Origin of the sequence: Spirosoma sp. KNUC1025 (assembly GCF_045160025.1) — a bacterium.
GTDB lineage: Bacteria > Bacteroidota > Bacteroidia > Cytophagales > Spirosomataceae > Spirosoma.
On the sequence record NZ_CP087139.1, the window covers coordinates 2,724,264 to 2,741,720 of the forward strand.

General features: G+C 47.3%; 13 protein-coding genes. 4 read left to right on the forward strand and 9 right to left on the reverse strand.

Features of this window, described 5'->3' with window-relative positions:
* Window positions 1-57: 57 nt before the first annotated feature.
* The 3 genes from LN737_RS11805 to LN737_RS11815 form a co-directional block, all read right to left on the reverse strand.
* Window positions 58-2,922, reverse strand: coding sequence for a TonB-dependent receptor plug domain-containing protein (locus LN737_RS11805; RefSeq protein ID WP_405519048.1), 2,865 nt, complete (start codon window positions 2,920-2,922; stop codon window positions 58-60).
* A gap of 238 nt (window positions 2,923-3,160) precedes the next feature.
* Window positions 3,161-5,728 carry a TonB-dependent receptor gene (locus LN737_RS11810; RefSeq protein ID WP_405519049.1) on the reverse strand — a complete coding sequence of 856 codons (2,568 nt, stop codon included), beginning with the start codon at window positions 5,726-5,728 and terminating at the stop codon, window positions 3,161-3,163.
* A gap of 438 nt (window positions 5,729-6,166) precedes the next feature.
* A complete protein-coding gene (locus LN737_RS11815; protein ID WP_405519051.1) occupies window positions 6,167-6,847 on the reverse strand; it encodes a hypothetical protein in 681 nt (226 codons plus the stop codon).
* A gap of 322 nt (window positions 6,848-7,169) precedes the next feature.
* On the opposite strand from LN737_RS11815, the gene LN737_RS11820 reads away from it, so the two are divergent.
* The gene (locus LN737_RS11820) at window positions 7,170-9,383 is read left to right on the forward strand and encodes a penicillin acylase family protein (RefSeq protein WP_405519053.1); all 2,214 of its coding nucleotides are present in this window, start codon (window positions 7,170-7,172) and stop codon (window positions 9,381-9,383) included.
* 55 nt (window positions 9,384-9,438) lie between these two features.
* Here LN737_RS11820 and glmS read toward each other — a convergent pair whose 3' ends face one another.
* Window positions 9,439-11,277, reverse strand: coding sequence for a glutamine--fructose-6-phosphate transaminase (isomerizing) (gene glmS, locus LN737_RS11825; protein ID WP_405519055.1), 1,839 nt, complete (start codon window positions 11,275-11,277; stop codon window positions 9,439-9,441).
* Window positions 11,278-11,454: 177 nt separating this feature from the next.
* Complete coding sequence (locus tag LN737_RS11830) at window positions 11,455-12,261, reverse strand: glycogen/starch synthase (protein ID WP_405519057.1); 807 nt, start codon at window positions 12,259-12,261, stop codon at window positions 11,455-11,457.
* A gap of 136 nt (window positions 12,262-12,397) precedes the next feature.
* Here LN737_RS11830 and panC point away from each other — a divergent pair, with 136 nt between their 5' ends.
* The gene (gene panC, locus LN737_RS11835; protein WP_405519059.1) at window positions 12,398-13,237 is read left to right on the forward strand and encodes a pantoate--beta-alanine ligase; all 840 of its coding nucleotides are present in this window, start codon (window positions 12,398-12,400) and stop codon (window positions 13,235-13,237) included.
* Between the two features lie 30 nt (window positions 13,238-13,267).
* Here panC and LN737_RS11840 read toward each other — a convergent pair whose 3' ends face one another.
* Both LN737_RS11840 and LN737_RS11845 read right to left on the reverse strand, forming a co-directional pair.
* Window positions 13,268-14,350 (reverse strand): M28 family metallopeptidase, encoded by a 1,083-nt coding sequence (locus LN737_RS11840; RefSeq protein ID WP_405519061.1) that lies wholly within the window; start codon window positions 14,348-14,350, stop codon window positions 13,268-13,270.
* Window positions 14,351-14,416: 66 nt separating this feature from the next.
* Complete coding sequence (locus tag LN737_RS11845; RefSeq protein WP_405519062.1) at window positions 14,417-15,100, reverse strand: M15 family metallopeptidase; 684 nt, start codon at window positions 15,098-15,100, stop codon at window positions 14,417-14,419.
* Window positions 15,101-15,232: 132 nt separating this feature from the next.
* On the opposite strand from LN737_RS11845, the gene LN737_RS11850 reads away from it, so the two are divergent.
* Together LN737_RS11850 and LN737_RS11855 are read left to right on the forward strand one after the other, a co-directional pair.
* The gene (locus LN737_RS11850; RefSeq protein WP_405519064.1) at window positions 15,233-16,468 is read left to right on the forward strand and encodes a nucleoside recognition domain-containing protein; all 1,236 of its coding nucleotides are present in this window, start codon (window positions 15,233-15,235) and stop codon (window positions 16,466-16,468) included.
* A gap of 59 nt (window positions 16,469-16,527) precedes the next feature.
* The gene (locus LN737_RS11855) at window positions 16,528-16,713 is read left to right on the forward strand and encodes a hypothetical protein (protein WP_405519066.1); all 186 of its coding nucleotides are present in this window, start codon (window positions 16,528-16,530) and stop codon (window positions 16,711-16,713) included.
* Here the strand turns inward: LN737_RS11855 and LN737_RS11860 are convergent.
* Window positions 16,710-17,186 (reverse strand): DUF1345 domain-containing protein, encoded by a 477-nt coding sequence (locus LN737_RS11860; RefSeq protein ID WP_405519068.1) that lies wholly within the window; start codon window positions 17,184-17,186, stop codon window positions 16,710-16,712. The genes LN737_RS11855 and LN737_RS11860 overlap by 4 nt on opposite strands.
* Window positions 17,144-17,377 carry a hypothetical protein gene (locus LN737_RS11865; RefSeq protein WP_405519069.1) on the reverse strand — a complete coding sequence of 78 codons (234 nt, stop codon included), beginning with the start codon at window positions 17,375-17,377 and terminating at the stop codon, window positions 17,144-17,146. The genes LN737_RS11860 and LN737_RS11865 overlap by 43 nt, the downstream gene beginning before the upstream one ends.
* Window positions 17,378-17,457 lie beyond the last annotated feature (80 nt).

Genomic DNA, 17,457 nt, shown 5'->3' on the forward strand with positions numbered 1-17,457 from the left:
CCGCCCCAGTCAATACTGACTGGGGCGGTTTTTTTATGAAATAAGTTAAGGCATAATTTACCGCATTAACTCATCGAATGTAATACTTACGTAGTAAAGGCCGCCGATTTGTGCCAACCCGTATCCTTGCGCGATGTATTGATTTAGAATATTTGTTCCCCCAAGTTTAATTACAGATTTGAGGACGGGGAGCTTATAAGAAACCTGGGCGTCTAAACTTGACCAGGCGGGTAGCCAGACATCGCCGGCTGTGATGCCCTGTTCATACCACATTTTGTCAGTCCATCGGTAGGAAATGGTGGCGCCCAAATGGTCTGTAAGGCGCGGGTTGCTCAAGGAAATCGTATATCGATTTTCAGGCGAATTGAAGTAATTTCGTCCTAACTGCACTACTTCAGGATTACTCATTTTCCGCTTGACGACAGGTGCCCCAGCCAGATCATTACGAATAGCACCCTGTTCGTCGCGAAGCGTTACCAAACCCGTCTGATGCGTGTAATTACCCCGTAACGTGAACCCATCACCCAGACCATATTCCAGATCAACGCCAGCGCCACGTACATAAACCTGGTTGGGGCTGTTAACATTTACCTGAAGTATACGATAATTAGTGGAGCTTATTAAGGCAGTCGCGCTGGTGCCCGGCGTTACTAACTGATACAGGGTTTGCGTGGTCAACAGATCCGTGTAGCTACTGGCAAAGTAAAACGCATCAACGTAAAGCTTGTTCTTAATCAGTGTTTTGTAGCCAATTTCCCAAGTAGATAGCTTCTCGGTTGTGAACCGGTTTGGATCAATTGGATAAGGCTGTGGAAGTTGAACCGACTGCGGGTTTGCCTGATACAGGACTGCATCTGTTTGCAAATAGCCTGGATTACTACCTAAACCGGTACCGTTGTACGTAACGGGTAATCCGCCCACCTGCCCACCTGCGCCCACAATAGGAGCTGCAAGTAGCTGTTCGGGGGTAGGATTGTGAAAAGCTGTTTGCCAGGATGCACGTAGATGATGCACTCCGTAGCCGACTGTTGCCGAAAAGCGGGGTGTCAGACCTCCTTTCAAATACTGATTTTTATCGTATCGAACAGCTACAGTTGGTTTGATCGTTAGGTTATTCAGAGCCAGTTCTCTGGATGCTTCTAGGTAAGCCCCAAGCTCGTTGATGGTGTACTCCTGCCCATCCGGTTGCCGTGCAAACAGCGTACCGACAGATTCGAGGGCGTAATGGCGCCAACTGGCCCCCGCTACTACATCCGCTAGTTGAAACAGGTTTTTGAATGCATACATACCCTCGTAGTGCCATAGTTGCGAATCATCGCGAAAGCGTCGGCCACGGGCAGTTGTTGAACCGGGTATAAAATCAGTGTTATACGTATTTGCGTAGGCGTCTCGTATGGTATTGAACGAGTTGCTGCCGGGCAGATAACGATTCCGGTCGGCTTCGGTACGGGCGAGTCCAACACTAACTTTCGTTTCTACGTAGGCCTGCCCAAACTCTACCGCCCACTGATTAAGCGATTTCCAGGTATTATTTACGGCAGTTGCTGTCTGGCCTATACTCCAGCCATCGGCGTTTTGCTGCGTAGTGTAGGCGCGTAAAAAGAAGTTTTTGCCCCGCAGTTCTGCCTTGATCTGATGCCGTTGATAATCGGGGAAATATTCTCGGTAATTGTTGGCTCGAATGAAATTTCCGTTTCCGTAATACCAGCCAAGTGAAGCTTCAAGGTTGCCAGAAAGCTTATAATGCAGCGATACGTTAGCCCGGTTGTTGAACACTTTACCGTTATTACCGAGTACATCCAATTCCGTATAACCATTCCGTGTTACCAATTTTTTGCTCAGCAGCACGTTCGCGTAATTGTCAGGAAACCGAAAAGCACCACCCCCATTAACATCGTCGCCGTAAACGTTTACGCCATCGTACTCAAAATTGGTGTTGGCGTTGTTATTCGGCAGATAGCCAATACCCGTTGCAATGCCACCCCGGCTGGCATCGGTCAGAAAAAAGCTGGATCGGGCGCTTGTTGAACGGTCACTATAGTCATCAGCGATAAAATCAGTGGCTCCTATATGCTGAAAACTAACCTTGACAGCCAACCGATCACTCAGTTCTTTGGCGTACCGAACGGATAAATCTGTGTAGCTTTTTGGCCCGAAACCAGCTTTCCCTACGTTGTTGACACCTACTTTTACCTGAGCACTCAGTCCCTGATACGTAAATGGATTTTTGCTTGTTGTCAGCATCAGCCCCTGCATGGCGTCTGGTCCGTACAAAGCCGACGATGCACCTGGAACCAGTTCAATACTTTCTATATCCAGATCGGGCAGGCCCGCTACGTTGCCAAATCCAGAACCTAAGCCCGGTGAGCGATTATCCATGCCATCGGTAAGTTGCAGAAAGCGACTATTGTTGGTAGACCCAAATCCACGGGTACTAACCGATTTAAACGCCAGGCTTTGCGTTAGAAAATCAACACCGGTTACGTTCTGCAGCGCATCGAATGGGCTGAGTGATGGTGACTCCTGAAAAGATTGTACCCCAAGTTTTTCAACCGTCAAGGCTGCTTTCTGAATATCCTCTGGTACCCGGCTGACGCCTACCGCTGTTTGATCGGTTAATAGCTTCTCGGCGGTCAGCCGAACGATGATATTGCGGAAATTATTTCCTCTGACAATAACATTCTGCTGGTAATGCCCGATAAATGAGACGGTAAGCGTTATCGGTAGCGATTCTGTAGACCGGAAAGCAAATTGGCCGTTGGCTTGCGATAGCGTTCCTTTGCTGGTACCACGAATAATAATTATAGCGCCCTCCAGAGGCTGGCCCTTCTCATCGGTCACGATGCCAGCCAGGTTAAGCTGGGCCCAGCTGGTCGTGATACAGAGTAAGGTTAGCACTGTACAAACGGTAAAAAACTTCATAGTTGGACTGATAAGAGTGGGCTTTTGTCGAGCAAACGGTGGCCCGATAAAGCTGTACTAGTGCGTAAAACTACAAAAGCTGTTGTTGTTAAGTAAATTTAACAACAACAGCTTTTGATAAATTAGAAAAGCGCAAAAGGTTTACCTAGCGCGCTTTTGATAAATTAGTGCCCAACAACGTACTTTTTCAACTGACGTCTAAGAGTACGTTATTGAGCCCTGAGTGAACAAACCGAAGTTAGAAAGTGTAACGTAACGTAACGCCATACGTACGGGGATCACCTACAATTCCGGCATAATGTCCGGCACTTCCCGGAGCGGCCAATAGCTGCTCATAGTAGTTCGTATTGAACAGATTTCTGCCCCATATAAAAGCCGAAATTCCGTTTGAAGCTCTAAAACCAAGCCGACCGTTTATTAGCGAATACCCGTCGATATTTAAGTACTGGGAAGGAGACGGACTCGATGAAAACGAGGAGCGATAAAAGGCATCCAGGCCAAAAAAGTAATTTCCTTTCAAACTAATGAACTTTCCTCTGAAGGTTGCCTCACCGCCTACTGAACCCGACCATTTAGAAATTCCCGGAAGTACACCACCTGAAATGTCTTTGAAAGCTTGCTCTCCACCCGTTTCTTCGAGTGGGACCGGTGCATTTTTAAAGGACACGTACTTACCATCCGTGTAAGCAAAAGCTCCGTTAAGGGTTAGGTGATCCGTAATCCGTATATTTCCGTCTACCTCAACCCCCATTACCCGAACCTTCTCGGCGTTGGCCAGATAGCCTCTGTTCACGCCTGGCTCAGGCGTTTGTACCTGTGTCTGAAAGTCTTTGATATCTGTGTTGTAAACGATCAGATTCAGGGTCGAGTTGGGAGATGGTTTCGTTTTTATACCAAACTCGACGTGGTTTACAGACTCGGGTTTCACTCTGGCTAAGTCAAGCAGTACTTGCCCGTTGGCCGTTGGTAATCCACCAATATTAACCCCGACGGGTTTATAGCTTATAGCATATGTTCCAAAGGCGTTGATTGCCCTTCCCGCTCTGTATTGTAGGGTAACCTGTCCGGAAAAATTGTCTTCCGATACGTCCGTATCAAACGCCTGATTGGTATACACCCCATTCTTTAAGGCTATTAAAGCGGGATCGGTCGTTTGCAGTCCTCCGTATGTTTCACGTTTATAATTGGCTACCTTCTTGTCATAGTTATACCGGATGCCGGGCAAAACATGAAATTTATCGGTTATGGCCCAGTCAAGCTGACCAAAGGCGGCTAACCCTGTGCTCTTGATTCTGTTGGTAGTACGAATACCGAAGTTATCGAATAAGCCCGGAGTTTTCCAAAGAGCGCTCGTAGAGCTTTGGGCGAAACGCCATTGCGCAGAACCAGCTTCTTCGGTCTGTACGGGATCAGATTTCAAATCCTGCCAAAGACCAAATAAGCCAACAACGCCACTTAATCGGGGCGAAATTTTGCCTGAGTACCGGATTTCCTGCGACCATTGCTCATGAACTGAGTTGCCCGAAGAAATCGTAAAGACGGGTAACCCGATATAGTCGCGGTCATTCAGCGGAGTCCATCTCCAGTGACGCCAGGCAGTTGTGGAGGTTAACGTACCGTTGCCAATTTTGATATCAGCATTCAATGATACCCCACCAAGGTAGTTATCAGCTTTTGAGGGCGTATCAAGGTCAACAATCCGCTCAAACGCGCTTGAGTAGGGGAGTTTGTAATTCAAATCGGCAATGATGGCGTTGAACTGGCGATAGGCGGCCCGTTTGGTTGGAACAACTCCGGCTACAGGCCAGCCATACCCATTTGGTTTTTGCTCAGAAACATCGCCGATCAGGGTAATTTTGACATTATCATTTGGCGTGTACAAGAGTTGGCCCCGCACACCAATGTTGTTGATGTCATTGATTGGAAGTTGGGTATGAACGTTATAAAACGTACCGTTTCGTTGTGTACCCGTAAAGGACACCCTCGCAGCAAGTTTGTTGCTCAGCGGACCCGTGAGAGATGCCTTGGCCTGGATAAATCCGTAGTTACCATAACTCAGCTCAAAACTTCCGCTTGGTGTAAAACCGGCCGGGCGCGTCGTGATGTTAAAGGCGCCAGCCGTTGTGTTTTTACCATATAACGTACCCTGGGGGCCTCTCAGCACTTCCACTTGTTCAATATCGATGAAATCGAGGGCTGTAGCGGCCGGTCGGGCATAATAAACACCATCTACATAAAATCCAACACCCGGATCGATACCATCGTTTGTTAAACCATACGTAGAGCCTAGCCCGCGAATGTTAAGCGTAGTGTTTCTGGCATTTGAAGCATACAACTGAACACTTGGTACCAGTTCCTTCAGCCGGTTCACGTTGAAAGCGCCAGCATCCTCGGCACGGGTACCACTTACAATGGAGATCGGGATGGGTACATCCTGGGCTGATTCCGCACGGCGCCGGGACGTAATCACTACGTCATCCAACTGGTTGGTGCTCTCTTCCAGCTGAATTTCTACGTTATTATCGCTTATGACTGTTTCTTTAGTCTGATAGCCGACGAACGAAACAACAACAGTGAAGGGGAGCTTCTGGCCGGTGAGCAGATTGAATTGTCCGTTAATATCCGTTGGGCTGCCATTCGTGGTTCCTTTGATTGTTACAGTAGCCCCAATTAATAGTTCTTTGGTACGCGCGTCAATAACTTTTCCTGATACTGTCGAATTAATAACAGGGGCATTTTGAGCAGATAGAAGAGAGGGGATAAATAGAATGGTTAGTAGAAAAATAACCGTTAAAATTGATTTCATTCCTGATAATGTTTGTGTAATTGTGATGGCTTCTCCACGGAATAAGACAAAAAATTTAAAACCGCAGAAGAGGTAAAGAATCAGTTGTCTGCATGAACAGTTGTATACTCCCTATACTCCCGGTTGTAGATAGACTATTAGTAGTTTAAGTCTATTGAATTTATAGGGTTTGCAAAACAGCAGCATCTTATCGGGACTTCCAAATATTACCAGAAAAAATAAGCTAAGTCTATTGAGATTGTTGATTAATGACTAACTAATCGTGGAAAAATCTAAAAATTGCAATTCTCAGATGCAGCTTAGTCGCTATCATATAGCGATTTAATGGATGCCGCTTTTAGCAGCCTGTTGATTAAAGTCAAAAAAAACGGACTAAGTAATGAGTACTTAGCCCGTTGAGATGGATAGAATGAATGGATATAAGGTAAGCAACCTGGCCTACGCGGCTCGGCTACTTTGCGGTCGACGAAGAATGGTCGAACGTACTGATTGTTGATTCGCTTCTTCAATAACTTGTTCCGACACCATACCCAGGTGGTTTGCCCGTTTAAGAACGTAATCGAAGGGTAGGTTGAAGTAATTGGATACTTCACTGCGGAAACTATCGGGAAAACGCGACAGCCTTAACCCAAAAAACTTACGTATTTCTGCCTCGGGAAGCATAGCTGCCAGTGCTGTGCGCTCAGCTTCGGCCAGCAATTCCTTCCGCGATGGATAAAGGTATTCCAGGCCAATGGAAGCCGCCAGAATATTCAAAAATAGATTCTTATACATGGCCGACAACTCCGATGGCAGAATGACCCAGCCTTGCTCCCGGAATTTGGCCGAAAAACCGGTCAGGCCCTGTTCACCCCGAATTTCGCCCGCGATGAACTCATCGGGGAAGCGCAGCCGGTCGTCCGTTTTCTGAAGCCGAAAAACAACGGCTTCAACCGGGCTTTTCTGAAACAGAAGATTGGCGGGAATGGCGCGGGTGTTTTCCCACTGATCCGTCATACGCATAAATAGATTTTCATTAACGGGCAGGTTTTCGGGACTGCCGAGGCTAACGAGCATCTGACGGAAAGCGGCCAGAAAATCAATCTGGAGTTGGTTCGGATTCGAGCGTCCTTTTTTCATTCGGATTGAGTTGTCAGAAAGGTTTTGGAACCGAAATCTGACGCATTAGTATGGTTGTCAGTTGGAAAATTGGGGAAGTAAATATACGTAATAAAGTGCTGATAACAAAGGGCTAATCTCAACAAAATCCACCTTAAATAAGTCATTTTGCTGCCATTTTAAGAAGCAGCCATTGCTGGCAGGCCGGGGTAAAAGGTTTTCAAATTTGTTTATCCATCCCTTCATCTGGAGCGCAAAAAACGTATTTACTAATTTCTATGTGCAACACTATAGGGAAACCCTATTTTTGCCAGTAAATACGTCAGTTTTCCCTTATTCATCAATGAGCTACTCTCAGCTATCATTTATCCGCTTGATCATCGTTTTTTGTAGCAGCCTATGGGTTGCGTCCGTTGGTGCTCAACCGTTCAGCCAATCCGAAATTGCTCGATGGCAGCAGCAGGCAAAACAGATTACCATCACGCGTGATACGTGGGGAGTTCCACACATTTACGGTAAAACGGATGCAGATGTCGTTTTCGGCGTATTGTTTACGCAGTGTGAAGATGATTTTGCCCGCGTTGAAGAAAATTACATTGATGCTATAGGCCGAATGGCCGAAGTGGAAGGAGAAAGTGCGCTGTATCATGATTTGCGGGCACGCCTTTTTCTGGACACAACGCGGGCAGTGGCTATTTATAAAAAAAGCCCGGCCTGGATGAAAAAACTGCTGGATGCGTTCGCCGATGGAACTAATTATTACCTCTATACGCACCCAGATGTCAAACCGAAACTACTAAAGCGCTTTCAACCCTGGATGCCGCTGCTTTTTAGTGAAGGCAGCATTGGGGGAAATATCAGCGTTGTTTCGACAGAACGTCTGAAGGCATTTTATGAGCATACTAAATTCACGTCGGTTAATGATTTCGACAAGTACGAGCGTGAACCCGTTGGCTCGAATGGATTTGCCATTGCACCCGCCAAAAGTGCGACGAAAAATGCAATGCTGCTGATTAACCCGCATACGTCGTTCTATTTCCGGTCAGAGGTACATCTTGTTAGCCAAACCGGATTGAATGCATATGGTGCCGTTACGTGGGGGCAGTTCTTTATTTATCAGGGGTTTAACGAATACTGCGGCTGGATGCATACCTCCAGCGGTGCCGACTCAATGGATGAATTTCTGGAAATCATCGAGAAGAAAGATAATAAGCTGTTTTATCGCTACGGCAATGCGCTCAAACCGGTACGTACCGAAACCATACGGTTGCCGTATAAGTCAGGGACTGGAATTCAATACAAAGAATTTACCATGTTCTGGACGCAGCATGGGCCTGTAGTTGGTGAGAAAGATGGCAAATGGATGGCGGTCAGCATGATGAATACGCCCCTGGAGGCCTTGGAGCAGTCGTACTTACGGACAAAGGCAAAGGGATATGCGAGTTATAAAGACGTTATGAGGCTGAACGGGAATGCGTCGAACAATACTGTTTTTGCAGATCGCGACGGAAACATAGCGTACTGGCACGGCAATTTCATGCCAAAACGTGCTCCCAAATTCGACTGGAGTCAGCCCGTGGATGGGAGCAATCCCGAAACGGCCTGGAAAGGACTACACGGAGTTGATGAACTGGTGCAGGTACACAACCCGGCCAGTGGGTGGATTCAGAATTGTAATTCAACCCCATTTACCGTATCTGGAAGCAGCAGTCCGGCAAAAAACCAGTATCCGACTTATATGGCGCCGGATGCCGAAAATTACCGGGGTATCAACGCCGTCCGGGTGCTCAGTCAGAAACGCATGTTTACTCTCGATACGTTAATTGCCGCAGCTAACGATCCACACCTGGCTGGTTTTGATGACTTAATTCCTGCTTTGCTGACTGCTTATCAAACGGTTATGGGTGAGGGAGCTAATAAGTCCAACGATCTGCTGGAAGCTATTCAGGTGCTGAGAGACTGGAATCGATGCTATGGTACTACCTCCGTTGGGACGACCCTGGGTATTTTCTGGGGCGAAAAAATTCAGAGATTGGCCCGCAGCCGGGTTCCTGCGAACCTTCAGCTCGATTTTTTGAGTTTTACTGACTTTGTCATCAACAAAACCACGCCACAGGAAAAAGTAACTGCCCTGAATGAGGTGCTGGCTGACCTGACGCGCGACTTCGGTACGTGGAAAACGCCCTGGGGCGATATTAACCGTTACCAGCGCCTGACCGGAAAAATTCAGGAGACGTATGACGATCAGAAGCCCAGTATACCCGTTGGGTTTACCCCATCGGCCTGGGGCTCACTGGCGGCTTACGGCGCTCGTACAGCCCCTAATACAAAAAAACGATACGGGTACGTGGGGAACAGTTTTGTGGCCGTAGTAGAGTTTGGTAAGAGAGTGAAAGCCCGTTCAGTCGTGACGGGTGGGCAAAGCAGCAGACCCGGCACCCAGCATTTTACCGATCAGTCACCGTTGTATTGCGAAGGGAAGTTTAAAGACGTCTGGTTCTATCCGGAAGATGTACAGCAACACGTTGAAAAGACGTATCACCCGGGCGACAAATAAGAAACTGAACTTCCAGAAGGTTTTGAAGCCTTCGGGAAGTTGGTACGTTGGGCGTTTATTCCACCGTTACTGATTTAGCCAGATTTCGAGGCTGGTCTACGTTGCGACCACGCATTACGGCGATATCATAGGCCAGTAGCTGCAGGGGCACAACCGATACTAGTGGCATCAGAACTTCGTGTACTTTGGGAATCTCGATGGTGAAGTCGACCATGCTCGGCAAGTGCGTATCGCCCTCAGTCGTGATGGCAATAACCCGGCCTTTGCGGGCTTTTACTTCCTGAATGTTCGAGACAACCTTTTCGTAAGAACTGTCTTTTGTTGCAATAACAACCACAGGCATATCTTCGTCGATCAGGGCAATCGGGCCGTGTTTCATTTCGGCGGCCGGATAACCTTCAGCATGGATATAGCTGATCTCTTTTAACTTCAAAGCCCCCTCCAGAGCGACAGGGAAGTTCAATCCACGGCCTAGATAAATAAAATTGCGGGCATACGTGAAGATGTACGCTATTTCCTTAATCTTGTCGGCTGCCTGTAATACCTTTTCGACTTTGGCGGGAATGCTTTCCAGTTCGGCCAGTAACAGCCGGAATAGCGAGTCGGAAATTGTGCCTTTCCGTTTGGCTGCAGCTAGCGCCATCAGCGTCAGTACGGTTACCTGCGCCGTAAAGGCTTTTGTACTGGCTACCCCAATTTCGGGCCCTGCGTGTGTATATGCCCCGGCATCGGTGGCTCGCGCAATGGATGACCCAACTACGTTACAAACGCCAAAAATGGTGGCTCCTTTCGATTTCGCCAGCTCAATAGCGGCCAGCGTATCGGCTGTTTCACCCGACTGCGAAATAGCAATCACAATATCACCTTCCTTAATGATCGGATTGCGATACCGGAATTCCGATGCATACTCAACTTCTACCGGAATTCGGGCAAGCTCTTCAAAAATATACTCAGCCACCAGCCCGGCATGCCACGACGTACCACAGCCGACAATAACGATGCGCTTCGATTTCGCCAGCTTATCCAGGTAATCACGTAACCCGCCAAGCTGTAGCGTTCCGGCATCGACCTGAACCCGGCCACGCATCGAATCGGCAATAGAACGCGGCTGTTCAAAAATTTCTTTGAGCATGAAGTGATCGAACCCACCTTTCTCAATGGCTTCCAGCTCAAGTTCAATTTTGTGGACGTAGGGCGTCGTCGTCGTATTGTCGAGCGTAATAACTTTCAGAGCACCATCTTTAATGACGGCAATTTCGTAATCGTTCAGGTAGATGACGTCTTTTGTGTATTCGACAATAGGCGTAGCATCCGATGCCAGAAAGAACTCATTCTCACCAACGCCAATGACCAGCGGTGAGCCTTTGCGGGCAGCAATCAACTGTGTCGGATCGGTTTCGTTCATAATCACGATGGCGTAGGCACCCACTACCTCTTGCAAGGCCAGTCGAACGGCATCCTCTAGCGTACCGCCCTGGTTTTCCCAAATATCCTCAATGAACTGGCCTAGTACTTCTGTATCGGTTTCGCTGGTGAACGTATGCCCTTTTTTGAGCAAAGCCTGCTTGATAGCGGCATAGTTCTCGATGATGCCGTTGTGAATAATCGCCAGTTTGCGGTGAAACGAGTAGTGAGGGTGCGCGTTTACGTCGTTTGGTTCGCCATGCGTAGCCCAGCGGGTATGGCCCATGCCGATGGTTGCGTGGGTTTCTTTACCCTCCAATTCATGCTCCAGAGCGACTACTTTCCCTTTTTTCTTAAAAACCTTCAGGCCATGCCCATTCATTAAAGCTACGCCAGCACTATCGTACCCTCTATACTCAAGACGCTTCAGTCCCTTTATGACAAGCGGGCATGCTTCACGGTGCCCGACATATGCTACAATTCCACACATAGTTACAGTTATCTTTTTGGGTTAGTACATGTTCACACTTACGTTTTTCTGTTTTTGTAAAGTAAAGTAAAAGCAAATAGCCGGGAATTCCCGGCTATTTACTCAGTTGACTTAACAACTTTTCTAAAAATTGTACGTACCGGTTACATTAACCACTGGCCAGGGCAGATAAACATGTTACCCCATCAACTGCGTATAAAGATTGTAGTAACGATCTGTTACGTCCTCATCTTCGACCGCATCAAACTTGTGTTCCGGCAAATCATTCAAAATAGCGTTCAGACTTTCGCTCGATTCTTCTTCTGCCCGAACGACCGCATCTGCATAGGCCGAGCCAATACGAATAAATCCCTGAAAATCAGCCGTCTTTAGCTCGGAAAGCATCTCGTCGTCAATATCCATCATACGGGCCTTTTCGATAATATCGCCCTCAAAACGGTGCTCAAACGAATTGTTGTAGACCGTGAAAACCGACTTAGTGTCTTTGAACATCGGGTCGTTTTTATAGGTCGTTTTCAGATAAAGTGGAATCAGAGCCGTCATCCAGTCGTTGCAGTGAACAATATCGGGTGCCCAGCCTAGTTTCTTGACGGTTTCTAAAACGCCTTTGCAGAAGAAAATAGCCCGTTCGTCGTTGTCGTCGTAGAATCGATTTTCCTTGTCATGAAAGACATATTTTCGCTGGAAGTAGTCTTCATTGTCAATAAAATAAACCTGCAATTTCGCTGTTGGAATCGAAGCGACCTTAATAATCAGGGGCTTTTCATCATCGCCAACGGCAATGTTGATACCCGATAACCTTACTACTTCGTGCAACCGGTTTTTACGTTCGTTAATCAATCCAAAACGTGGTACCAGAATTCGGATTTCCATCCCCCGCTCCTGCATGGCCTGCGGCAGTTTGCGGACGAAGTCAGCGACATCAGATGTTTTTAAAAAGGGATTGATTTCGCTGGCTACGTACAGGATTCGTAATTTGCTCATAAGTAAGGGAAGTGCGTGTTGTCTGAGTGAACCAAAAAACTTGCAAAATTAAGCAATTTTTTTCCATATTTCAATACATTTTGCCCGAAAAAAGATACTCAACGCGTATCATTGCAGCCTGAAAAAAAGAACCACTATGATTCGCTTCGACACGATTGTCAGCCTGCGTCAACACCTGAATACACTCCGTCAACACCATACAATTGGCCTGATCCCAACGATGGGCGCCCTGCATGAAGGGCACATTACGCTTATCGAAAAAGCAAAGCAAGAGAATGATGTGGTTGTCAGCAGCATCTTTGTCAATCCCGTTCAATTCAATAATGCCGACGACCTCGCTCGGTATCCGCGTACGCTGGAAGAAGATTGTCAGAAACTCGAAGCGGTTGGCTGCGATATTGTTTTTACGCCCTCGGTTCACGAAATGTATCCTGAACCCGTGGCACTTCGGCTAAACTTTGGCGAGCTGGAAACGATCATGGAAGGTGCGTTTCGCCCCGGTCATTTCAATGGCGTGGGTATTGTTGTGGCCAAACTTTTCAATATTATCCAACCTGACCGGGCGTATTTCGGCCAGAAAGATTTGCAGCAGGTAGCCGTTATTCGTCGGCTTATCCGCGACCTGAGTTTTCCGGTCGAACTGGTTCGTTGCCCAACTATACGAGAGACTGATGGACTGGCGATGTCGTCGAGAAATCGCAATTTAACCTCTAGTGAACGCGAACAGGCAATCTCCCTGTTTCAGGCGCTGACGATGGCGCGTGAATTGCTGACGGAAGGCTATACGCCAGAGCAGACAAAGGCCGCTGTTACAGGCTTTTTCAACGACAGGGTCTCATTTCGACTTGAGTACGTTGAGATTGTAAACGCCGATACGCTCCAGATAGCCGGTGAAGTACTAGCGCCGGGTCAGACGGCGATTTGTCTGGCTGCTCATCTGGGTAAAGTCAGGCTGATTGATAATCTGGTGTTTTGATCGTCAAGTCGGCCACATTATTGACAATCATTATAGGGGAGGGTTTGCTATACGCCAGGCCGTTTGGAAGATTAACGTAGCGCGCTTCTGTAGAACCAAGTAGTTTATTTTATCGGCAGTATCAGACGGTTGGTGATAGTCCGGATGTTCACCACTAGTGAAAAATAAAACCGGAACGCCTGACTTAAAGAAGTTGTAATGGTCAGATCGGTAGAAATGTTGGCTAGGATCGGTTTTGACATCATAACCTTCATTATTCAACGCTACGTTGACCGACTGCTTATTCGCCATTTCAACCTGTTGAAGCAAACCAGGGGGCTGAGGGCCTGTGATTATGTAGCAATAGTCTGATTTTTTTCGATGTGGATAGTCTGTCCGGCCCACCATATCTACATTCAAATTGCATCTCATTTGTTGCAGAGGAATAGGACTGTTCCTGATAAAATAGTCAGAGCCTAGTAACCCGTCCTCTTCCCCTGAAAAAAGGACAAATAACATACTTCTGCGAGGTCTGATACCCTGTTGGGCCAAACTATCAAAAACAGATGCTATGCTCAATATGGCGGCCGTTCCCGATGCATTGTCGTCGGCACCATGAAAAATTCGCTTGCCTAGTTTTCCTAAGTGATCATAGTGAGCTGATAGGACAATAATTTCCTGTTTTAGGTCTGTCCCAACTAACAATCCTGCTACGTTATCGCCAAATAATACCTGATTGCTATCTTTACCTGTCAATGGTAGTAGAGCTAGTTCATGTTTTTTGTACGTTGATGATTGAGAGCCATAAGTGCGCATATTACCAAAAGGGGCTACCTCAGTAACCGTAAAGGCGAATTTCTGACGAAACGTGGCATGAATCGAATCAACTCGAAAAACAGGAAGTAAATGACTTTGTCTGAATGATCGGATGCAATAGAAAGCCGCTTGTAATTGACCAATCGTGCCCGTTGCGCGGCCCTGCAGGCTATCTGAAGATAAGGTGAAGACGTGTTTCCTGAGGAGTGAATCAGAAACTAAAACCCGCGAAACACCAGGCTGTGCATGACCCTGTTCAATGAAGAATGCGAATGAAAATAGTACACTTAGCACCCATCGGCATTGTTTTATAGACATAAATCAACCGCTGCAAAAGAATTAATTATGTCGCTAATATAATGCAACGGTTTACATGGGCAGTTGTCAGTCAACTATGCGGAAAGCCATTTTAGCTTTCTCGCGAGATAGCGCGTTGAAATGCCACCATTCGTATTCAATGGGGGTGAAGCCGCCCTGTCGCATGGCTGTCCGTAAAATGTGGCGATTGTCGATTTGCTGCTGAGTCAATTTACCGGCTTTCAGCAATTCATTTTCACGCGATGGATATGCCAGTACGCCGAAAAAATCGTACTTCGTGCCCATGTTCAGTGGTTTCCCATCTTTGGTTGCCACCGTCAGATCGACCGCGCAGCCGTAGTTATGAATGGACCCCTCACGCGGATCAGCTACGTACTTCCGTCGTTCGCGTTCCGATAAATCCGGTAGCGCATTCCAGAGTTTCCATTGAGCAGCACGAGGGCGGGCTGCATCGTAGACCAGCAGCCGCAAATCGGGATGGTGTGTTTGCAGGTACCTGCTGGCATCGGCAAGTTTCTTAGCGGCCATTGGCTGCATATAGGCTCGGGTCAGATCGTCATACACGTCTTTTCCGATGAAATTGTCGGTTGTTGAATACTTAAGTTCGACCAGAATACTCGGATCTATTTTCTGTACGTCAACAAGGCCCTGTTTAATCATGGCCTGTTCTGCCTTAGTCTGGGCAAAGAGAGAAAAAGCGAATGAATAAGCGAGGGCAAAAACAGTCACGAATACAGAGATAGGCCGCATTGATACGTTAAATCAAAATTGGTTTGAGACAAATGTTCGCGTAAACTTACAGGATTTCTAACCAAGCCTTACAGAATGAGCTGGCGGAGCCTCACTCTTTCGCTCTTTCATTCTTTCGCTCTTTGTTAATGTATGGCACTAAACTATATCTGGGTTGCTTTCTTTGTTATTGCGTTTCTGGTAGCACTTGCCAAGCTGATTTTTCTGGGCGACACCGAAATCTTTAAAATCATTGTTGAGGGCTTGTTCGACTCATCGAAGATAGCGGTTATGGACATCGCCTTGCCGCTGGCGGGTGTCATGACGTTCTTTCTGGGATTGCTGAACGTAGGAGAGAAGGCTGGAGCAATCAATCTCATAGCCCGCGTCATTGGCCCTTTCTTCAATAAGCTTTTTCCTGAAGTGCCTAAAAATCATCCGGCAAATGGCCAGATGATTATGAATTTTTCGGCCAATATGCTTGGCCTTGATAACGCAGCAACCCCGTTCGGATTACGGGCAATGGCGAGTTTGCAGGAGTTGAATCCAAACAAAGAATCGGCGTCGAATGCGCAGATCATGTTTCTGGTGCTCCACACATCGGGCTTGCAGATTATCCCGCTCAGCATCATGGCGCAGCGGGCTATACTTGGCGCAAAAGACCCGTCCGACGTATTTATTCCCTGCGTAATCGGTACCTACGTAACAACGGTAATCGCCTTGGTGGCTGTTGCCCTTAAGCAACGGATAAATCTGCTGAACAGTACTGTACTAGGCTGGTTGGGCGGTATTACGGCACTCATCGGTCTGGCTTTGTGGTATTTGTCGGGGAAGCCTAAAGAGGAAATCGAAATCATCTCGAAAGTGACCGGCAACCTGATTCTGCTGACCATTATTGTGGCCTTTCTGCTTGGCGCACTACGTCGGAAAGTACCGATTTTCGAAACCTTTATTGAAGGGGCAAAAGGGGGCTTTGAAACGACCGTAAAAATTATTCCTTACCTGGTTGGGATGCTGGTCGCTATTGGGGCCTTTCGAAACGCCGGAGCCATGGATTATCTCGTTGACGGATTGAAGTATCTGTTTGCCTTAACGGGTATGAATACAGACTTTACCGACGCCTTACCTGTTGCGCTTATGAAGCCTCTAAGCGGAGCCGGAGCCCGCGCCCTGATGATTGATTCGATGAAACAGTTTGGCCCCGATTCATTCGTCGGGCGGCTGGTCTGCATCTTTCAGGGATCAGCCGATACCACATTTTATATCGTAGCCTTATACTTCGGTTCGGCAGGGATTCGCAATTCGCGATATGCCATCCCATATGGTCTGTTCGCCGATTTTGTCGGTGTGATAGCTGGTATTGCACTCGGATATTTCTTCTTTCACTGAGCGAAAAATCTGAGAACATTGTTATCAATTTGGCTAACTGACTCAATACATCAACTCGAATGAATATTACCCAAGTTCGCGAACATCTCCATCGGCTGATTGATGAGGTCGACGATATCTACGTACTAAACGGGCTGTACCGTAATTTACTTTCCGATAAGCGCCAGCGTGAAGAATATGAACGGGAGCAGGCCGAAAAAGCTAAAAGACAAAATAGTTCGGCGAACCGACGTTCGAATAGTTAGTGAGCAGCCTGAATTAATCCTGAAAGGCCACTGATGGTGAGAGCAACAATAATGGCATTGAACGCAAACGAGAGTACACCGTGCATAAGGGCCGTTCGGCGCATGATTTTTGACCCGATTGTTACGTCAGAGACCTGACTGGTCATGCCAATGACAAAAGAAAAATAAGCGAAATCCAGGTAGTCGGGCTCCGGTTCATTCGGGAAATCAAGTCCGCCAGGGCGGCTGGACTGTTCTGAATTATTGCCGTAATAAAGGTGAGCATACCGGAGTGTAAAAACCGTATGAACCAGACTCCAGGCGCTCGTAACCGCATAAATGGCTAGAAACACCTTCAGGGAATAACCTGGGTCCTGCCTGGTTGTAGAGCCGAGCAGGTCAATTACCGCAAATACACTGGCTATAGCCGCTGCAATCGCAAAGATTGAAATCAGTACACGGCTCGAATCTTCAATACGTGAAATGCTGGGCAAATCGCGCGGGTGCGCAAAAAAATGGTAATACCCGCCAGAATCAACATCGTTTGGGCGAAGGCGATCCAGACAATCGTCAGGTGAATGGATGTAAAGCGAGGAGCGGGTGCGATAAAAAACGTAGACAGAGCTACAACAAGCGCAATAGTCAGCCGATGATTGGAATCGAAGTGGCTAATTTTGCGAAGCATAGTAGAGAACATAGTCCTGAAAGAAACGTAACATACTACATAGATAGCTATAACTCGCTTATTTCAGCTACAAGTCAAAA